9 protein-coding genes and 2 pseudogenes are annotated in these 17,350 nt (G+C 73.0%); 7 read left to right on the plus strand and 4 right to left on the minus strand.

All coding sequences use genetic code 11. The features are described from left to right. Window positions 1–17: 17 nt before the first annotated feature. A complete protein-coding gene (recQ, locus tag ACFZDL_RS28335; protein ID WP_353591919.1) occupies window positions 18–1,838 on the minus strand; it encodes a DNA helicase RecQ in 1,821 nt (606 codons plus the stop codon). A 313-nt stretch (window positions 1,839–2,151) separates the two neighbouring features. Here recQ and ACFZDL_RS28340 point away from each other — a divergent pair, with 313 nt between their 5' ends. Next, entirely contained in the window at window positions 2,152–2,718 is a 567-nt protein-coding gene (locus ACFZDL_RS28340) for a snapalysin family zinc-dependent metalloprotease (protein ID WP_353591850.1), read from the plus strand. Between the two features lie 65 nt (window positions 2,719–2,783). On the opposite strand, the gene ACFZDL_RS28345 is transcribed toward ACFZDL_RS28340, so the two are convergent. Continuing rightward, window positions 2,784–3,827 (minus strand): LacI family DNA-binding transcriptional regulator, encoded by a 1,044-nt coding sequence (locus ACFZDL_RS28345; protein ID WP_353591849.1) that lies wholly within the window; start codon window positions 3,825–3,827, stop codon window positions 2,784–2,786. Window positions 3,828–4,103: 276 nt separating this feature from the next. Between ACFZDL_RS28345 and ACFZDL_RS28350 the strand changes: the two genes are divergently transcribed. From ACFZDL_RS28350 to ACFZDL_RS28360, 3 genes are read left to right on the plus strand one after another with little or no spacing between them, the layout of a single operon-like run. Continuing rightward, window positions 4,104–5,429, plus strand: coding sequence for an MFS transporter (locus ACFZDL_RS28350; RefSeq protein ID WP_353591848.1), 1,326 nt, complete (start codon window positions 4,104–4,106; stop codon window positions 5,427–5,429). Beyond that, window positions 5,426–9,454 (plus strand): hypothetical protein, encoded by a 4,029-nt coding sequence (locus tag ACFZDL_RS28355; protein ID WP_353591847.1) that lies wholly within the window; start codon window positions 5,426–5,428, stop codon window positions 9,452–9,454. Before ACFZDL_RS28350 ends, ACFZDL_RS28355 begins: the two co-directional genes overlap by 4 nt. A 15-nt stretch (window positions 9,455–9,469) precedes the next feature. Next, a complete protein-coding gene (locus ACFZDL_RS28360) occupies window positions 9,470–12,052 on the plus strand; it encodes a glycoside hydrolase family 78 protein (RefSeq protein WP_353591846.1) in 2,583 nt (860 codons plus the stop codon). Here ACFZDL_RS28360 and iscB read toward each other — a convergent pair. Further along, window positions 12,042–14,339: an RNA-guided endonuclease IscB gene (iscB, locus tag ACFZDL_RS28365; RefSeq protein WP_353591845.1), complete on the minus strand. Its 2,298-nt coding sequence runs from the start codon at window positions 14,337–14,339 to the stop codon at window positions 12,042–12,044. The genes ACFZDL_RS28360 and iscB overlap by 11 nt on opposite strands. 435 nt (window positions 14,340–14,774) lie before the next feature. Here iscB and ACFZDL_RS28370 point away from each other — a divergent pair. Both ACFZDL_RS28370 and ACFZDL_RS28375 read left to right on the plus strand, forming a co-directional pair. Next, window positions 14,775–14,891 (plus strand): annotated as a pseudogene (locus tag ACFZDL_RS28370) (NAD(P)-dependent oxidoreductase); the annotation flags it as partial. A gap of 514 nt (window positions 14,892–15,405) precedes the next feature. Next, window positions 15,406–15,900, plus strand: coding sequence for an aldolase/citrate lyase family protein (locus ACFZDL_RS28375; protein ID WP_353591844.1), 495 nt, complete (start codon window positions 15,406–15,408; stop codon window positions 15,898–15,900). 28 nt (window positions 15,901–15,928) lie between these two features. Here ACFZDL_RS28375 and ACFZDL_RS28380 read toward each other — a convergent pair. Continuing rightward, window positions 15,929–16,829, minus strand: a pseudogene (locus tag ACFZDL_RS28380) (LysR family transcriptional regulator); the annotation flags it as partial. A gap of 72 nt (window positions 16,830–16,901) precedes the next feature. On the opposite strand from ACFZDL_RS28380, the gene ACFZDL_RS28385 reads away from it, so the two are divergent. Next, window positions 16,902–17,291, plus strand: a complete 390-nt coding sequence (locus ACFZDL_RS28385) for a RidA family protein (protein WP_353591843.1) — start codon at window positions 16,902–16,904, stop codon at window positions 17,289–17,291. Window positions 17,292–17,350: the final 59 nt, after the last annotated feature.

Raw genomic sequence — 17,350 nt, forward strand, 5'->3', positions numbered from 1 at the left:
GCCCTCCCCCGTACGCGTCACTCTTCCGTGGCCGCGACCGTCTCCAGAATCTGCTCCCCGTACTTGGCCAGCTTGTTCTCGCCGACGCCGCTGACCGCGCCGAGCTCGGCCAGGGTGGTCGGCGACAGCGTCGCGATCTGGCGCAGCGTGGCGTCATGGAAGATCACATACGCCGGGACGCCCTGCTCCTTGGCGGTGGCCCCGCGCCAGGCGCGCAGCCGCTCGAACAGCGGCACCGCCTCCGGGGGCAGGTCCACCGGGGCGGCGGCGCGGCCGGACTTGGCGGACGACGAGGAAGCCTTCGCGGCCCGTGGCGCCCGCTCCGCCTCGCGCCTCAGCATGACCTGGCGCCGTCCGCCCAGCACCTCGCCGCTGGTCTCGGAGAGCACCAGCGTGCCGTAGTCGCCCTCCACGGCGATCAGCCCTTGAGCGAGCAACTGCCGCACCACACCCCGCCATTCGGCCTCGCGCAGCTCCGTGCCGATCCCGAACACCGACAGGGCGTCATGGTCGAACTGGATCACCTTGGCGGTCTTCTTGCCGAGCAGGATGTCGATCACCTGGCCGGCGCCGAACTTCTGGTTCCGCTCCCGCTTGAGCCGGACCACCGTCGACAGCAGCTTCTGCGCGGCGACGGTGCCGTCCCAGGACTCCGCGGGCGTCAGACACGTATCGCAGTTGCCGCACGCCGTGCTCTGCTGTCCGAAGTACGCGAGCAGCCCCACCCGCCGGCACTCGACCGTCTCGCACAGCGCCAGCATCGCGTCCAGGTGGGCGCCGAGGCGGCGGCGGTGGGCCGCGTCGCCCTCCGAGCCGTCGATCATCTTGCGCTGCTGGACGACGTCCTGGAGGCCGTAGGCCAGCCAGGCGGTGGAGGGCAGCCCGTCCCGCCCGGCCCGGCCCGTCTCCTGGTAGTAGCCCTCGACCGACTTGGGCAGGTCCAGATGGGCGACGAACCGTACGTCGGGCTTGTCGATGCCCATGCCGAACGCGATCGTGGCGACCACGACCAGCCCGTCCTCCCGGAGGAACCGCGCCTGGTGCTCGGCCCGGGTCCGGGCGTCCAGGCCCGCGTGGTACGGCAGCGCCTCGATCCCGTTCTTCACCAGGAACTCGGCGGTCTTCTCGACCGACGCCCGCGACAGGCAGTAGACGATGCCCGCGTCCCCCGCGTGCTCGGTGCGCAGCAGCTCCAGCAGCTGCCGCTTGGGGTCGTTCTTGGGCGCGATGCGGTACTGGATGTTCGGCCGGTCGAAGCTCGCCACGAAATGGCGGGCGTCCTGCAGCTTCAGCCGCGAGGCGATCTCGGTGTGGGTGGCCTCGGTGGCGGTCGCGGTCAGCGCGATGCGGGGCACGTCGGGCCAGCGCTCGTGCAGCTCGGACAGGGCCAGATAGTCGGGGCGGAAGTCGTGCCCCCACTGGGCCACACAGTGCGCCTCGTCGATGGCGAACAGCGAGATCGAGCCGCGGCCCAGCAGCGAGAGCGTCGACTCCACCCGCAGCCGCTCCGGCGCGAGGTACAGCAGGTCCAGCTCGCCCGCGAGGAACTCCGCCTCGACCAGCCGCCGCTCGTCCAGGTCCTGGGTGGAGTTGAGGAACCCGGCCCGTACGCCGAGCGCCCGCAACGCGTCGACCTGGTCCTGCATCAGCGCGATGAGCGGGGAGACGACGACACCGACGCCGCGGCGGACGAGCGCGGGGATCTGGTAGCACAGCGACTTGCCGCCGCCGGTCGGCATCAGGACCAGGGCGTCGCCCCCGGCCACGACATGGTCGATGATCTCTTGCTGATCGCCCCGGAACGCGTCGTAGCCGAAGACCCGGCGCAGGACGCGCAGCGCGTCACTCGTATCGCCCGGGTCCGGTTCTCTTCTCGTGTCCGGTTCTCCGGTGTCCGGGCTGCTGGGGGCCGGATCGCTGATGTCACCGTTCGTGAGGGGATCGTTCTCGGGGAGTGCCACCCGGCGAGTCTAGGGGGTTCCTCCCGGTGGTGGCCGGGGGACCGCCGAAAGGGTGAATCGCGCCGCATGAGGACCGCCGGTGTGCACCGGTTGGGGATGGCTGTGAGTGGGCAGTGTGGCCGTGAGGCAGACGGAGTAGTCATGCCCGCGTCAACCGCGTTCCGTTCCTTACCCCACGAGGAGGCCGATCGTGAGATCCAGCAAAGCCCTGCGCGCATTACCCGCCGCCGCGGCGGCGGTGCTCGTCCTGGCGGGCGGCCAGGCGGTGGCGGCGCCCGCGTCCGGGCCGGCGCAGCAGCAGGTCATCGCCGCGAGGGTGCTGACGTACGACTCGTCCCAGGCCGCGGAGTTCAAGGACGCCGTCACCAAGGGCGCCGCGATCTGGAACGACAGCGTGGCGAACGTGGAGCTCAAGCCGGTCGCCTCGGGGCAGCGGGCGAACATCCGCATCATCGCGGACAACGGCTGGCCGCGTACCGCCACGACCAGCCTGGGCAGCGGCACGATCTACTTCGGGCGGCAGGCCGTCGACCAGGGCTACAACACCGTGCGGATCTCGTCCCACGAGCTCGGCCACATCCTGGGCCTGCCCGACATGAAGCCGGGCCCCTGCTCCAGCCTGATGTCCGGCTCCACGGCCGGTACCTCGTGCACCAACCCCAACCCCAACGCGGCGGAGAAGGCGGAGGTCGAGGACAACTTCGCCGCTGCGCTCGCCTCCTCGGCGGCCAAGCGCGACCTGCTGTTCGTGGACTGACACCCGCGTGTTCGTAGGCTGACCCCGTGCGGGCCGGGAGCACCGCTCCCGGCCCGCACGGGCGTCTAGCCGTCGGCGGGCGGCGGTGGGCCCGTGGTGCCGCGGACGACCAGGGTGGGCGAGACGGTCATCAGCACGGACCGCGTGCGGCCCTCGATGCGCTCCAGCAGCAGCCGCGCCGCCGTCGTGCCCATCAGGCCGCCCGCCTGGTCGACGCTGGTGAGCCGGACGGGGGCGAGCGCGGCGACGGCGGTGTTGTTGTAGCCGACCAGCGAGAAGTCCTCGGGGATCCGCAGCCCCAGCTCACGCGCGGCGCGGAAGACGCCCATGGCGGCCACGTCCGCGCCCCCGAAGACGGCGGTCGGCCGGTCCGCCGAGGCCAGCAGCTCCATCCCGGCCCGGTAGCCGCCCTCCTCGGAGAACGCGGTCATGGCCACCCGCGCCAGGTCCTGCAGCCCGTGCCGGCGCATCGCCTCGTGGTAGCCGCGGCGCTGGACCCGCTCGGGGGTGCCCGACCAGCCGCTGCCCCGGTTTCCGGGGGTGGAGGTCAGGGCGATGCGGCGGTGGCCGAGCCGGACCAGGTGGTCGACCACCAGGCCCGCGCCGAGGGCGTCGGCGTCGACGACCGAGTCGTGTTCGTCCGCCACGTCGTGGTGGCCGATCACCACCGTGGGCACGGTGGCCGCCGTCCGCAGCACCTCGGTGCGCGGGAAGCCGGGGCCGATCAGGATCAGCCCGTCCATCTGGCGGTCCACCAGGGCCCGGGCCAGCCTGGTCTGGTCCTCCTCGCCGAAGCCGGCCGCGCCGATCAGCACCTGGTAGTCGCCGCCCCGCAGCTCGGTGTTGACGCCGTCGAGGATGTCGGCGAAGAAGGCGTTGCGGATGTTGTCCAGCAGCACGCCGATCGTGTACGTACGGCCGCGCATCCCGCGGGCGGCCGCGTGCGGGCGGTACTCGAGCTCGGCCATGGCCGAGCGCACCCGTTCGCGCATGGCGGGGCTCACGCCGTAGGCGTTGCGCAGCACCTTGGACACGGCTGACGTCGAGACCCCGGCGTGCAGCGCCACGTCCGTGATCGTCACGCGGCGCTTGCCGCTCGTGGGGGCCACGGGTCTCTCCCTCCGGTGGGCTCGCGTCTCACGGCGGTCGGTGTTTCCGGTGAGAACGGTCCTGTGAAACGGTCTACGGAACGCCACTGTACGCCGTCGAACGGGGCGGGGTGCCGATGCCCGGCCGCGCGCTTTTCCGCATTGTTACCTGCACGCGGCTTGACCACCGTGCCGTCCTCGCCTCACCTTTGAGTCGTTTCAATTCGGAGAACGTTCTACACACGTACTCTCCGAATCGGGACTCCGGAGCATGTCAAAGAAGACGGGAGCCACCGGATGGCCATGGATCAGTCCACCCAAGCGCCCTCGGCCGACGCCGAGGGCACCGTCAGCCGTCAACAGTGGAAGTGGTCGGTCCTGGCCGGCATGGCCTCGTATCTGGATGCGGGGTCGATCGTGGCGCTGGGCGCGGGCCTGGCGCTCTTCCAGGACGAACTCGGCCTCAGCGACTCGGGCCTCACCGGCGTCGGCGCCCTCGCGGCCATCGGGCCCAACGCCATCGGCGCGGCGGTCGGGGCCTTCATCGGCGGCCGGCTCGGCGACAAGCTCGGCCGCAAGCGGATCTACCAGTGGGATCTGCTGGTCTACGCGGCCGCGATCCTGTTGATCGCGCTCGCCGTCAACCCGGCGATGCTGTTCATCGGCACCTTCGTGGTGGGCGTGGCGGTGGGTGCCGACGTGCCGACCTCGCTGGCCCTGGTGGGGGAGTTCTCACCGGCCAGGGCCCGGGGCAAGCTGCTCGGGTTCACCCAGGTCGCCTGGAACGTCGGGCCGATGATCGTGCTCCTGCTCGCACTCGCGCTCTCCCCGCTGGATCTGCTGGGCATCCGCATCGTCTTCCTCCATCTGTTCGTGGTCGCGCTGGTCACCTGGGCGCTGCGCAGAGGGATGACCGAGTCGGCGGTGTGGAAGGCCGCGGCGAGCAAGGCGAACAGCGCGGCCGAGGGGGCTGCCGCCGCGGCGGCCGGGGTGCGGGAGCTGTTCCGCGGGGCGCATCTGAAGGCGCTGCTGTGGACCGGGAGCTTCTACCTCTTCTGGAACCTGGCCGCGGGCACCGCGGGCCTGTTCACCCCGTACATGGTCAAGAACCTGGGCGCGGGCGGCCAGGGGACGAGCGTGGCGCTGTCCTGCGCCGGGTTCGGCGTCGGCATCGCCGCGACCGTGCTGGTGTTCATGCCGCTGACCGACCGCGACCACCGCACCCGCCGGATGCTGTGGGCCATCGGAGCGGTGATGCAGATCGCCGCCTACGCGCTCTTCCTGTGGTTCCCCTTCACCGTGCCGACGATCCTCCTCAACACCTTCCTGTTCGGCGTGGGGGCCTCGATCGCCGGTGAGGCGGTCTACAAGACGTTCAGCCAGGAGCTCTTCCCGACCATGCTGCGCGGCACCGCCCAGGGCTTCACCTTCGGCACGGCGCGCACCTGCCTGGGCATCTGGAGCTACTTCGTGCCCCACCTCGCCGACACGGGCATCACCGCCATCGCGGCCCTGCTGACCGCGTTCCTGGTCATCAGCGGCGGCATCGGCTACTTCTTCATGCCGGACACGGCCGGGAAGTCCCTGGACCGCATCGAGGCCGAGCGCCGGGTGGCCGCGTGACGCGGTCCGCGGACGAACTGCTCTCCCGGTTCACCGACCCCGCACCCGAATACGGGCCGCTGCCGATCTGGTGGTGGAGCGGTGCGAAGGTGACCCGGGAGCGGCTGCGCCGGCAGATGGCGGAGCTGACCTCCCAGGGCATCCGGCAGGCCGTGGTGATGTGCCTCGCGCCGACCGGCCCGACCTTCGGCTCGCTGGCGGACGACCCGCCGTATCTGAGCGAGGAGTGGCTGCGGCTGCTCGACGGGGCCTGCGCGGACGCCGACGAGCTCGGGTTCAGCCTGTGGATGTACGATCAGATCGGCTTCTCCGGCGCCAACTTCCAGGGCCAACTCACCGCCCGCAACCCCGAGTTCGCCGGGCTCGCCCTCTACCGTACGAGCGTTGCGGCGGAGGGCGGCGAGACGGTGGTGCGGCCGCCGACCGGCCACACCCCGCTCGCCGCGTACGCCGTCCCCGCCGCCGTCCCCACCCGGGGCGGCGGCGCCGCGGCCGGGCGGGTGGCGGTGCCCCTGGCCGGCGGCGCGGCCCGCTGGAGCGGCGGCCCCGCCGAGATCACCCTGGTGCACAGCGGGGTCAGCGGTTTCGACTACTTCGGCGAGGCCGCCTGCGCGGCGCTGCTCGACCGGGTGCACGGCACCCTGGAGCGGCACGTCGGCAAGTGGTTCGGCCGCGCCATCGGCGGTTTCTTCCAGGACGAGCTGCCCGCCATGCCCACCTGGGGCCGCGACTTCGCCGCGAGCTTCGCCGAGGTGTACGGCTATGACCTGGTGCCCGAGCTGTGGGCGCTGTGGGAGGGCGAGGACCCGCACGCCGCGCGGGTGCGCCGCGACTACCACGAACACCGCGCCCGGCTGGGCCGCCGGGCCTTCTTCGACCCCCAGGAGGCGTTCTTCTCCCGGCACGGCCTGGTCTGCGGCTTCGACCAGCCCTCCCCGGCCCGCGAGGGGGACCCGGTGGGCGGTGTGCGGGTGTACGGCGACTACCAGGGCACCCACGCCGGATACGGGGCGCCGGGCAGCGACCACTGGGGCGACGCCAAGGCGCACAGCTCGATGGCGCACGCGCTCGGCCACCGGCGCACCTGGATCGAGGCATTCCACTCCTCCGGCTGGGGCGGCACGCTGGAGGAGACCTACGACTGGCTCGCGCCCTTCCTGCGCCGCGGCGCCAATCTCTACGACCCGCACGCCGTCTACTACAGCACCGTCGGCGGCTGGTGGGAGTGGGCGCCGCCGTCCACCTGCTGGCGCCAGCCGTACTGGTCCTCGTACCACGTGTTCGCCACCGCCGTGGCGCGGCTGTGCTCCGTGCTGACCGAGGGCACCCACGTGTGCGACACGGTCCTGCTGTCGCCGACCACGACCGCGCAGGCCTACCTCACGCTGGACGGCCCACTGGCCCCGGCGACGGAGGCGGGGCGGCTCTACCACGAGCTGAACGGCGTCAACTGCTGGTTCGCCGAGCGCCGCGGGGTGCTGGAGCGCGCGGGGCTCGACCACGACACCTTCGACGAGAACACGCTCGCCTCAGGCGAGGTGACCGCCGACGAGGCGGGCCCCGCCCTGGTCATCGGCCAGGAGCGGTACCGCACCGTGGTGCTGCCCGGGCCGTCCGCCCTGCACGCCGCGGCGGCCCGTACGCTGGTCCGCTTCGCGGCGGCGGGCGGCCGGGTGGTGTGCGTGGCCCGGGCGCCCGAGCTGTTCCCCGGCGGCCCCGGCACCGACGACACCAACAGCGCGGAGGCCGCCCGGCTGTTCGCCGACGCCGTCGCGCGTGGCCTGGTGACGGTGGTCGGGAGCGCCGAGCAGGTGCCCGCGGCGGTGGCCCGGGGCCCGGTGCGGGTGGACGCCGACGCGCCGTACCTGCTCCGCCGCCACGGCGACGCGCTGGTCCTCGCCCTGATCGCGCATGACGACCGCAGCGGCACCAAGGCGCCGATCGTCGCCTTCCCGATGGGCGACTGGCCCACGGACGGCTTCTCCTGGGAGCGGTACTGGGAGCGACTGCGCACCGACGGCTACGACTTCGTCCCCGCCGACGGCCGTACGGCCCGGGTGCGCCTGGAGGGCCAGGCCCGGCCGCGTGCCCAGCGCTGGGACCCGGGCACCGGAGAGCGCACCGAGGTGGCCGTGGTCCGGGCGCCGGACGGGGCCTGGCTCCTCGAGGTGCCGTTCGAGGACGGGGCGGTGGCGCTGGTGGTGCTCGCCGAAGAGCTGCCCGAGCCGACCCGCGCCCCCCTCGGCCCGACCACCGGCACCATCCCGCTGCCCGGCCCCTGGCGCGGGCTCGCCACCTCCACCCTGGACAACAGCGACGGGGACCTCGCGGCGGCGCACCGCACGGGGGTGCTGCCGATCGAGGTGTGGCGGCTGGAACACAAGGTTGACGCGGGCTGGTCGCCCGTCACGGCCGGTTTCGGCCCGTTCGCGCTGGTCAGAGGCCCGGACTCGGAGGCGTGGCGGCCCGCGGTGTGGTCGCTGTCGCGCGGCATCCCCGACGACCCGCTGCACGACGAGCGGCTGGGCCCCAAGGGATATGTCCCCGAGGAGTTCCTGGACTGGCGGGCCGTTCCCGCGGGCGGCCGCGTCGCGGTCCGTACGCATCTGACGATCCCCGACCGCGACGGGCTGAGCCTCGTGGTGGGCGCGGGCGCGCTCCGCCGGGTGCTGCTCGACGGGGCGGAGCTGCCCGTGGCGGGGGAGGGGTACCGCACCCTCAGCCCGCTGCCGCCGTCCGCCCGCGGCCGGACCGTCGCCCTGGAGATCGAGCTGACGGCCGTCGAGGACGGGCCGGTGCGCGCGTCGTTCGCGGTGGTCGGCGACCCGGACGCGTTCCGCCGCCCCGAGTGGATGGAGGCCGGGGACGGCTCGGTGCCCGGCCGCACCCACGAGCTGACGCTGCGGGCCCGGCTGGACCGGGTCCCGGACGACCCGGTCGTCCAGGTCGCCGCCGACGGCGCGTGTGCCGTGCTGGTCAACGGCGTCGAGGTGGGCCGCCAAGGCGACTTCGCCCCCTATCCGGGCCACCGCGACATCCGCGTCCACGCGTACGACCTCGGCGAACTGCTGCGCGCCGGCGAGAACACCCTCACGCTGCGGGTCACCGACGCGGGGACCGGGGCCCCCACCGGAGCGGCCCTCGACTCGGCCCCGGCGGCGCGCGGCGGCCTCGGCTGGATCAGCGGGAGCGGCAGTGGCAGTGACGGCAGTGGCGGCGGCTGGGAGGCGAGCCGCGACGGCGCGCCCGTGCCGCTGCGGCTGCGGATCGCGAGCGGCGGCCGCGATCCGCGGTGGATCTGCTCCTGGGCCCGTGCCCACCCGCTGCCCGGCGCCCACTGGCTGGAGCCTGCCGCCGCCCCCGACGGAGTAGCCCTGCCGCTCGTACCGGACCTGGCGCCCGGGCCCGAGCGCGAGGAGTGGCTGCGCTTCCCCGCCCCGCTCGGCACGACGGCGCTGCGCGTGCCCACCCCGCTGAGCGTCACGGTCCTGGTCGAGGGCCGCGAGTACACGGCGGACGGCGACGGGTGGGTGCGGCTGCCCGCCCCGCTGGCCGCCGCCACCCGGGTGCTGCTCAAGGTGGTCGCGGTGGACGGCCGCCGGGGCGGCGCGCTGCTCGACGCGGCGATCGAGGCCGAGGTCGCCGAGGCCGGGGTGGAGCTCGTGGCCTGGGAAGAGCTCGGCCTGCGCGCCCTGGGCGGGCGGGTCCGCTACCGCACCACCGCCCGCCTGCCCGAGCCCCCGGCCGGGCGCACCCTCCTCGACCTCGGGGAGGTCCGCGGCACCGCCGAGATCCGCGTCAACGGAACCCCGGTCGGCCGCCGGGTCTGGGGGCCGTGGGCGGTCGAGGTCACCGACGCCCTTAGGGCGGGCGACAACGACATCGAGATCGTGGTGAGCGGCACGCTCGCCGGGTATCTCGACGACGCCTCGCCCACCCGCGCCGTCGCGGCGGGTCAGGTACGCACGGGTCTGTTCGGCCCGGTCCGACTCATCCGGTCCGACTCATCAGGGCCCGAGTCCTGAGGAAGGGAACGAGCGTTGCAGGTCACCACCCCCGTCTTTGAGCACCACCGGGAACCGCTCGGCATCGGCGAGCCCGAGCCCCGGCTGAGCTGGCGCACCGCCACCGACGCCGAGGACTGGCGGCAGACCGCCTACGAGGTGCGGGTGTACGCCGAGGACGGCACCGAACTCGCCGCGCCCGGGCGGGTTGAGTCCGCGGAGTCGGTACTCGTCCCCTGGCCGGGCCCGGCGCTGCGCTCCCGGCAGCGGGTGTCCGTGCGGGTCCGGGTCTGGGGCACCGGCGCCGACGAGCCCTCGGCGTGGTCCGAGCCCGCCCACGCGGAGGCGGGGCTCCTGGTGCCCGAGGACTGGACGGCCCGCCCCATCACCCCTGCGGGGCCCCAGGCAGAAGGCCCGCTGCCCGCCGCCCTGCTGCGCCGCGAGTTCACCGTCCGCGGCCCGGTGGCCGCCGCGCGGCTGTACATCACCGCCTGCGGCGTGTACGAGGCCGAGCTCAACGGCGTACGGGTCGGCGACCACGTCCTGGCCCCGGGCTGGACCTCGTACGCCCACCGGCTGCGCTACCAGACCCACGATGTGACCGGCCTGCTGCGCGAGGGCGCGAACGCCGTCGGCGCGCTGCTGGGGGAGGGCTGGTACGCGGGCCGCATCGGCTTCAACGGCGGCCGGCGCGCCATCTGGGGCGAGCGGACCTCACTGCTGGCCCAGCTGGAGATCCGCTACGCCGACGGGACACGGGAGACCGTGGCCACCGACTCCGACTGGCGGGCGGCCACCGGCCCCCTGCTGCGCTCGGAGATCTACGACGGCGAGGTGTACGACGCCCGCCTGGAGCGCGACGGCTGGTCCAGCCCGGGCCATGACACCAACGGCTGGAGCCCGGCCGAGGAGACCGACCCCCCGGCCGGGGAGCTGGTGGCGCCGACCGGGCCGCCGGTGCGGCGCGTCCAGACCCTGGCGCCGGTCGAGGTGATCACCACCCCGTCGGGCCGTACCGTCCTGGACTTCGGCCAGAACCTGGTGGGGCGGCTGCGCATCACGGTCAGCGGACCGGCCGGGCACACCGTCACCCTGCGCCACGCCGAGGTGCTGGAAGGCGGCGAGCTGGGGGTGCGGCCGCTGCGCGAGGCCAAGGCCACCGACGTCTACACCCTGCGCGGCGGGGGCCCCGAGACCTACGAGCCGCGCTTCACCTTCCACGGCTTCCGCTACGCCGAGGTCACCGGCTGGCCCGGGCCGCTGGACCCGGCGGACGTGCGGGCCGTGGTGGTGCACACCGACATGGAGCGCACCGGCTGGTTCTCCTGCTCCGAGCCGCTGGTGGAGCGGCTGCACGAGAACGTGGTGTGGAGCATGCGCGGCAACTTCCTGGACATCCCCACCGACTGCCCGCAGCGCGACGAACGCCTGGGCTGGACCGGCGACATCCAGGTGTTCGCGCCGACCGCCGCCTTCCTGTACGACTGCTCCGGCATGCTCGCCGGCTGGCTGCGCGACCTGTCAGCCGAACAGCTGGCCCACCCCGAGCAGGTGCCGCCGCTCGTGGTGCCCGACGCCGTTCCGCCGGAGTTCGAGGTTTTCCCCAGGGCGCAGGCCGTCTGGGCGGATGTCGCGGTGCTGCTGCCGTGGGTGCTCCACCAGCGCTTCGGCGATCTGGGGGTGTTGCGCGACCAGTACCCCGGTATGCGCGGCTGGGTGGAGACCGCCGCCCGGTACGCGCGCGAGCGCGGCGGGCTGTGGCGCGACCACCGGCACTTGGGCGACTGGCTCGACCCGGCGGCCCCGCCGGACCGCCCGGAGGCCGCCCGTACGGACGGCGTCCTGGTGGCGGGCGCCTATCTGGTGCGTTCGGCCGAGGTGCTGGCGAAGACCGCCCGGCTGCTGGGCGAGTCGGATGACGCGCTCCGCTACGACCAGCTGGCGAAGGAGGCGCGGGCGGCCTTCCAGGAGGAGTTCGTGACCCCGGCCGGGCGGCTGTCCTCCGACGCGCAGACCGCCTACGCGCTGGCGCTGTGCTTCGCGCTGCTGCCGACCGAGCGCCAGCGGGCGGGCGCCGGGGCGCGGCTGGCCGCGATCGTGCGCGACGCGGACTTCAAGATCGCCACGGGGTTCGCGGGCACCCCGCTGATCTGCGACGCGCTCTGCGCGGCCGGTGAGCCCGAGCTCGCCTACCGGATGCTGCTCGAGCGGGGCTGCCCGTCCTGGCTGTACCCGGTCACCATGGGCGCGACCACCATCTGGGAGCGGTGGGACTCCATGCTGCCCGACGGCACCATCAACCCGGGCGAGATGACCTCCTTCAACCACTACGCGCTCGGCGCGGTCGGCGACTGGCTCCACCGCACCGTCGCGGGCCTGGCCCCGGCCGCCCCCGGCTGGCGGCGGCTGCGGATCGAGCCCGTCCCCGGCGGCGGTCTCGACTACGCCGAGGCCGCCCATCTGACCCCGTACGGGCGGGCCGAGGCGGGCTGGCGTTACGAGGGCGAGCGGCTGGTCGTCGAGGTGCTGGTGCCGCCGAACACCCGGGCCGAGGTCCGGCTGCCGGGCGAGGACAAGCCCTTCGAGGTGGGCTCGGGCAGGCACACCTTCACACGGTGACGACCTCGGTTTCGGGCAGGGCCCGGAAGGGCGCGAGCTGGTCATCGGTGGCCCCGCTGTCGGTGACCAGCGTCCAGGGCCCGGTCAGCGGGGCCCAGGCGGTGAAGGGCGACTGACCGAGCTTGCTGCTGTCGGCCAGGACGTACACCTGTCCACCGCGCCGGGCCATCAGCTCCTTGAGCGCGGTCTGCTGCAGGCTGGCCTCGCAGATGCCGAGCTTCGCATCGAGGCCGTCGGCGCCCAGGAACACCTTGTCCGCGGTGAGACGGGTCAAGGTCAGCTCGGCGAGCGGGCCGACGAACCCCTGGCTGACGTGGCGCAGCGTCCCGGCGAGCGTGATCAGCTCGATGCCGTCCGCCTCGGCCAGCTCCCGCAGGGCGGTCAGCCCGCTGGTGATGACGGTGAGTTCGGTCCGGCCGCGCAGATGGTGGGCGAGCCGTCCGGTGGTGGTGCCGGCGTCCAGGATGACGGTGTCCCCCTGCGCGATCCGGGCGGCCGCCCAGCGCCCGATGCGGTCCTTCTCGGCGACGGCCAGGCCGCTGCGCTGGCCGAGCGTCGGCTCGGCCGTATGGCCCGCGCTCATCGCGCCGCCGTAGGTGCGGGCGATGGTGCCCTGCTCGGTGAGCAGGGCGAGGTCCCTGCGGATCGTGGACGGGGTGACGTCCAGGGAGCGGGCCAGTTCCTCGACGACGACGGCCCCGTCGGTCTGGATCATGCGGGCGATCAGCGCACGGCGATCGGGGGCCCGCAACCTTCTGGGGTCCTCCGCCCCGGCCGGCGCGGCCGTCGTGCGTGATGTGCGCGAACTTGCCGGACTCATCGGGAACTCCTTGCGTGGGAACTCCCGCCTTCGGGCGGGGGGAAGCTCGTCCTGTCCTTCCGCGGCGGTACGGCGGAGCAGTGGGTGGGAGGGCTTCTCGGGGTGGGTGGTGTAGGCGTATCCGTCCGCGCGTTGCAGCAGGTGGAGGTGCGTGTGTCGGGTGGTGATGAGGCCGTGGGCGGTGCGGATGGCGAAGCTGCCGGAGGCGCGGACGGCGACGCGGCCGGTGTAGGTGCCGGCGTATTTGCCGGTGGGGACGACGGCGCGGGCCAGGTCGCCGGTCTGGAAGCCGAAGAACTGCTTGTGCCGGGGCAGGCTCAGGCGGGGGAAGCCGTGTCTGTCGGGGCGGGTGCGTGTGTAGGTGCCTCGTCCGGTGCACCCGGCGATGAGGACCTGGGTGACGGTTTCGGTGATGGTGTCGAGTTTGCCGACCGCCAGGGCGTCGAGGGTGTGGGTCTTGGGCAGGTGGTTGCGGGTGCGGTTCCACTTCGTACGGCCGCCCGACGCCACATGTGTGGGCAGCCGCTGCTCCAGGGCGCGCCACAGCGCCCAGCGGACGCTCTGAACGGCGGCGGCATCCTGCAGCGGTGCCTTCGCCTGGGCCTTGATGCGGGCGGCGACGGCCGGGCGGGCGAACTCCTCCACCGAACGGTTGCCTTTGGCCTGATTGCACGGCACGCACGACAGGACGAGATTGGAGACCCTGTCGCTGCCGCCACGGGAGCGGGGATGGACATGGTCGATGTTCAGCGGCACCTCGGTGGCACCGCAGTACACACAGGCCCGGCCGAACTTGGCGAGCAGGTACTCACGTACCTCCGTGCCGTGCAGGGTGCCGTGCTGGTACTCGGCCCCCTCCAGGGGGCGACCGGCGCTGATGGCGTGTGTGTCGAACGCCACTCGCTCCACATGTATCGCCTTGACCGGTGCCCACCGCGAGAGGCGGTCCACCCACGAGACGGTGGTCTCCACCCGGTGCCGCAGGCTCGGCGCCAGCCAACTCTCTGGGCGGCGTCGGTGGAGAAACCGCGGCGCCCGGTAGCGCAGGTTGCGGGACCGGCGCCCGCGCCGGTACGCGGCCCGCTGCTCGAGCTTCCTGCGGATCTGTGCGCCGCGGTGGTCGAGTTGGACCGCGTACCGGCCCCGCCGCTGTCCGGCCTGTGCGGTGAACACCGCCAGGCCGGTGTGTCTGCTGCCGGGGTCGATGCCCAGCTCTACGCCGTCGACCTCGCTCTTTGCCGCGGTGCGGTCCTTCAGGCGGATGACGAAGGGGGTGTGCCGGGTTACCACCGCCCGCCCGGACTTCAGCAGCTTCCGTGCCCTGGCGGGTGTGGTGGGCTGCAACGGTGTGCCGTGCCGGTCGAGGACGAACACACACGGGTGGGCCTCACGGCCCTCCTCCCGGACCTGACGGTCGGGGGTGACGCCACCGTGCCCAGGCGAAGGCGCGGCGGTCTCCCCTCGCACATGTCCCGCACCGGGTACCGCATCGCGGTCTTCGGCCCCCGTTTCGTCCCTGATCCCGGGGTTGTCTGCTGGGCCGAATTCCAGAGCAGGCTGCTGAGGAAGCACAGCCTGGTGGGTCTTCCGTCCTGTACGGAACGTAGCCAACTTGGTTCACCTCCAACGCAGTTGGCTTGTGCTGGTAACACACGGGCCCCAGCCACACGGGCTGAAAGCCCCCGCCTTCAGACGGAGGATCCGGTTACGCGTGTCATCCTCTCCGTGACTGTCCGCGACGAACCCGGGTCAGCCTATCAGTCTGCGTATTCTGCGCCATTTTTCCTCGGTTGTTATGCAAAATCTTGCGTGTTGTGTGCAATCATGTGAAGTTTCGCTCATAACATGCACTGGATGGGGGGGAACTGATGAAGGCGGATAGCCCGGCGCACCCTCGGTCTGGTGGGCTTCGGCCGGGTCAACACGGCGCGGGGCGGCTTGGTCGACGACGCCGCGCTCGCCGGGCTGTTGCACAGCGGACACCTCTCCGCGGCCGGGATCAATGTGTTCGCCACTGAGCCCCCGGCGGGCAACCCGCTGCTCACCGCGCCCCACACCGTGTTGACCCCGCACTGCGGTGCATTCAACCACCAGGTCAACGCGGCGATGGGCAGCACCGCCGCGGCCAATGTGGTGCGCTTGCTGCGCGGCGGAGGCCCCCGTCAACGCCGTGGTGTGACCCACACCCCGGCCGCTCTCGCTGCCTCCGTTGCCACTCCCGGTTACGGACCCCGACCCCGATGGAGAGAAGCTGACAGCATGACCAGTTCCCCCGCCGACTTCGCGGCCCGCCTGCGCGCACGCCAGCGCATCCTCGGCTACTGGGTCGTCCTCGACAACCCGGTCGGCACCGAACGCCTGGCCGGACTCGGCTACGACTACATCTGCGTGGACGCCCAGCACGGCCTCCTCGGCTACAAGGGCACCCTCGGCGCGATGACCGCCATCGACGCGCGCGGCATCAGCGCCGGCATGGTCCGGGTCCCGGTCAACGACGGCTTCTGGATCGGCCAGGCCCTCGACGCCGGCGCCCGTGAGCGTGATCGTCCCCCTGGTCAACACCGCCGAGGAGGCGGCCGCCGCCGTCAGCGCCTGCCGCTACCCGCCGCACGGCGTCCGCAGCTACGGCCCGATGCGCTCGGGGCTGAGGGTGGGCCCGGCCCCGGCCGAGGCGAACGAGCAGGTCACCTGCGTCGTGATGATCGAGACCGCCCAGGCGCTCGGCAACACCGCGGAGATCTGCCCGACCGAAGGGCTCGACGGCGTCTACATCGGCCCCTCCGACCTGACCATCGCGTTCGGCGGGCGCACCTCCACCGACCCCTCGGTCGCCGAGGAGTTCGAGGCGGCGCTCGCGAAGGTGGCCGCGGCGGCCGAGTCGGCGGGCATCGCGGCCGGGATCCACACCCCGAACGGCGTCACGGCCGCCAAACGGCTCGCCCAGGGCTTCACCTTCGCCACGGTCAGCAGCGATCTGGCCCACCTGGAGCAGGCCGCGGCCGGCCACCTCCGCGACGCCCTCGGCTGACCGCCGCCGCGCCCCGCTCCTCCCCTCCGTCCGACGGATCGTGTTCGACGGCCGTGAGCAACTGCCCGACCAGGGGGTTCGGGTCGTTTCTGCGCCAGGCGACGGCGACCCGGGTACGGGCGGCGCCGGGCCTGACCGTGCGGAAGGAGACGTCCCTGAGGCGGATGCGCCGGATGCTCGCCGGGGCGAGGGAGATACCCAGGCCGGTTTCCACGAGGGCGCACACCGTCTGCCACTCCACCGCGTGCTGGGCCACCCGGGGGGTGAAGCCCGCCGCCGCGCACAGGCCGGTGATCCGGTCGTACAGCCCGGGGCCGACCTCGCGCGGCAGCAGTACGAAGGGCGAGTCGGCCAACGGCGCCGTCTCCACGGTCCGTTGGTCGGCCAGGGGGTGCGCGGACGGCAGTACGTGCACGAAGGGCTCGCCGAGTACGGTCTCGAAGCCGAGGTCCGGCTCGTCGGCGGGGGGCTCGCGGAGCAGGCCGATATCGATGGTCTTGTCGCGCAGGGCGGCGATCTGCGGCGCGGTGGTCATCTCGTGGATGTTCAGCCGCACTTCGGGAAACCGCTGCCGGAAGGTGCGCGGCAGACCGGGCAGGACGGTCAGGGCGAGGGAGGCGGCGAAGCCGATCCGCAGACAGCCGGCCCGGCCGCCGCCGACGGCGCGGGCCGCGGCCAGGCCGTCGGCGAGGTCGCCGAGGGCCCGCCGGGCGGCCGGGCAGCAGCTCGCGGCCCGCCGGGATGAGGGCCACGCGCCCCGGCTCGCGGCTGAACAGCGCATGGCCCACCTTGCCCTCCAGCCGCGCGATCTGCTGGCTCAGCGGTGGCTGGGCGATGCCCAGGCGGGTGGCCGCGCGGCCGAAGTGAAGTTCCTCGGCGAGCACGACGAAGGCGTGCAGCTGCGGCAGGGGGAGTTCGGGGCGCTCCATAGGCCTAGAGATATCAGCTCATGCCTGTGGTCGTATTAGACGTATCGGTGCTGGTCGCCTAGCGTGCCGCGCATGACGGAGCGACGTGCGATCCTCAGCGGCTCGACCTTTGAGGAGCAGATCGGCTATGCCCGGGCCGTGGTCGACGGCGACTGGGTGCATGTGTCCGGGACCACCGGCTTCGACTACACCACGATGACCATCTCCGACGATGTGGTGGTCCAGGCCGAGCAGTGCCTGCGCAATATCGAGGCCGCGCTGGCCGAGGCGGGATGCTCCTTCGCCGATGTGGTGCGGGTGCGCTATCTGCTGCCCGACCGGGCCGACTTCGAGCCCTGCTGGCCGGTGCTGCGCCGCCGCTTCGGCGAGGTCCGCCCGGCCGCCACGATGCTCGTGTGCGGGCTCGCCGACCCCCGGATGAAGATCGAGATCGAGGTGTACGCGCGGCGCCCCACCTCGTAACGGGCCGCCCTGACCGCCGCGCATTCCACCCGCGGGGGAATGCGCGAATCATGCCCGAC

This window comes from Streptomyces sp. NPDC007917, assembly GCF_042959105.1.
In the GTDB taxonomy this organism is placed as follows: Bacteria; Actinomycetota; Actinomycetes; order Streptomycetales; family Streptomycetaceae; genus Streptomyces.

Excerpts from the sequence above, each read along its gene's own strand:
- ACFZDL_RS28350 (WP_353591848.1), top strand. The coding sequence starts at position 4,104 with ATGGCCATGGATCAGTCCACCCAAGCGCCCTCGGCCGACGCCGAGGGC.
- ACFZDL_RS28385 (WP_353591843.1), top strand. The coding sequence starts at position 16,902 with ATGACGGAGCGACGTGCGATCCTCAGCGGCTCGACCTTTGAGGAGCAG.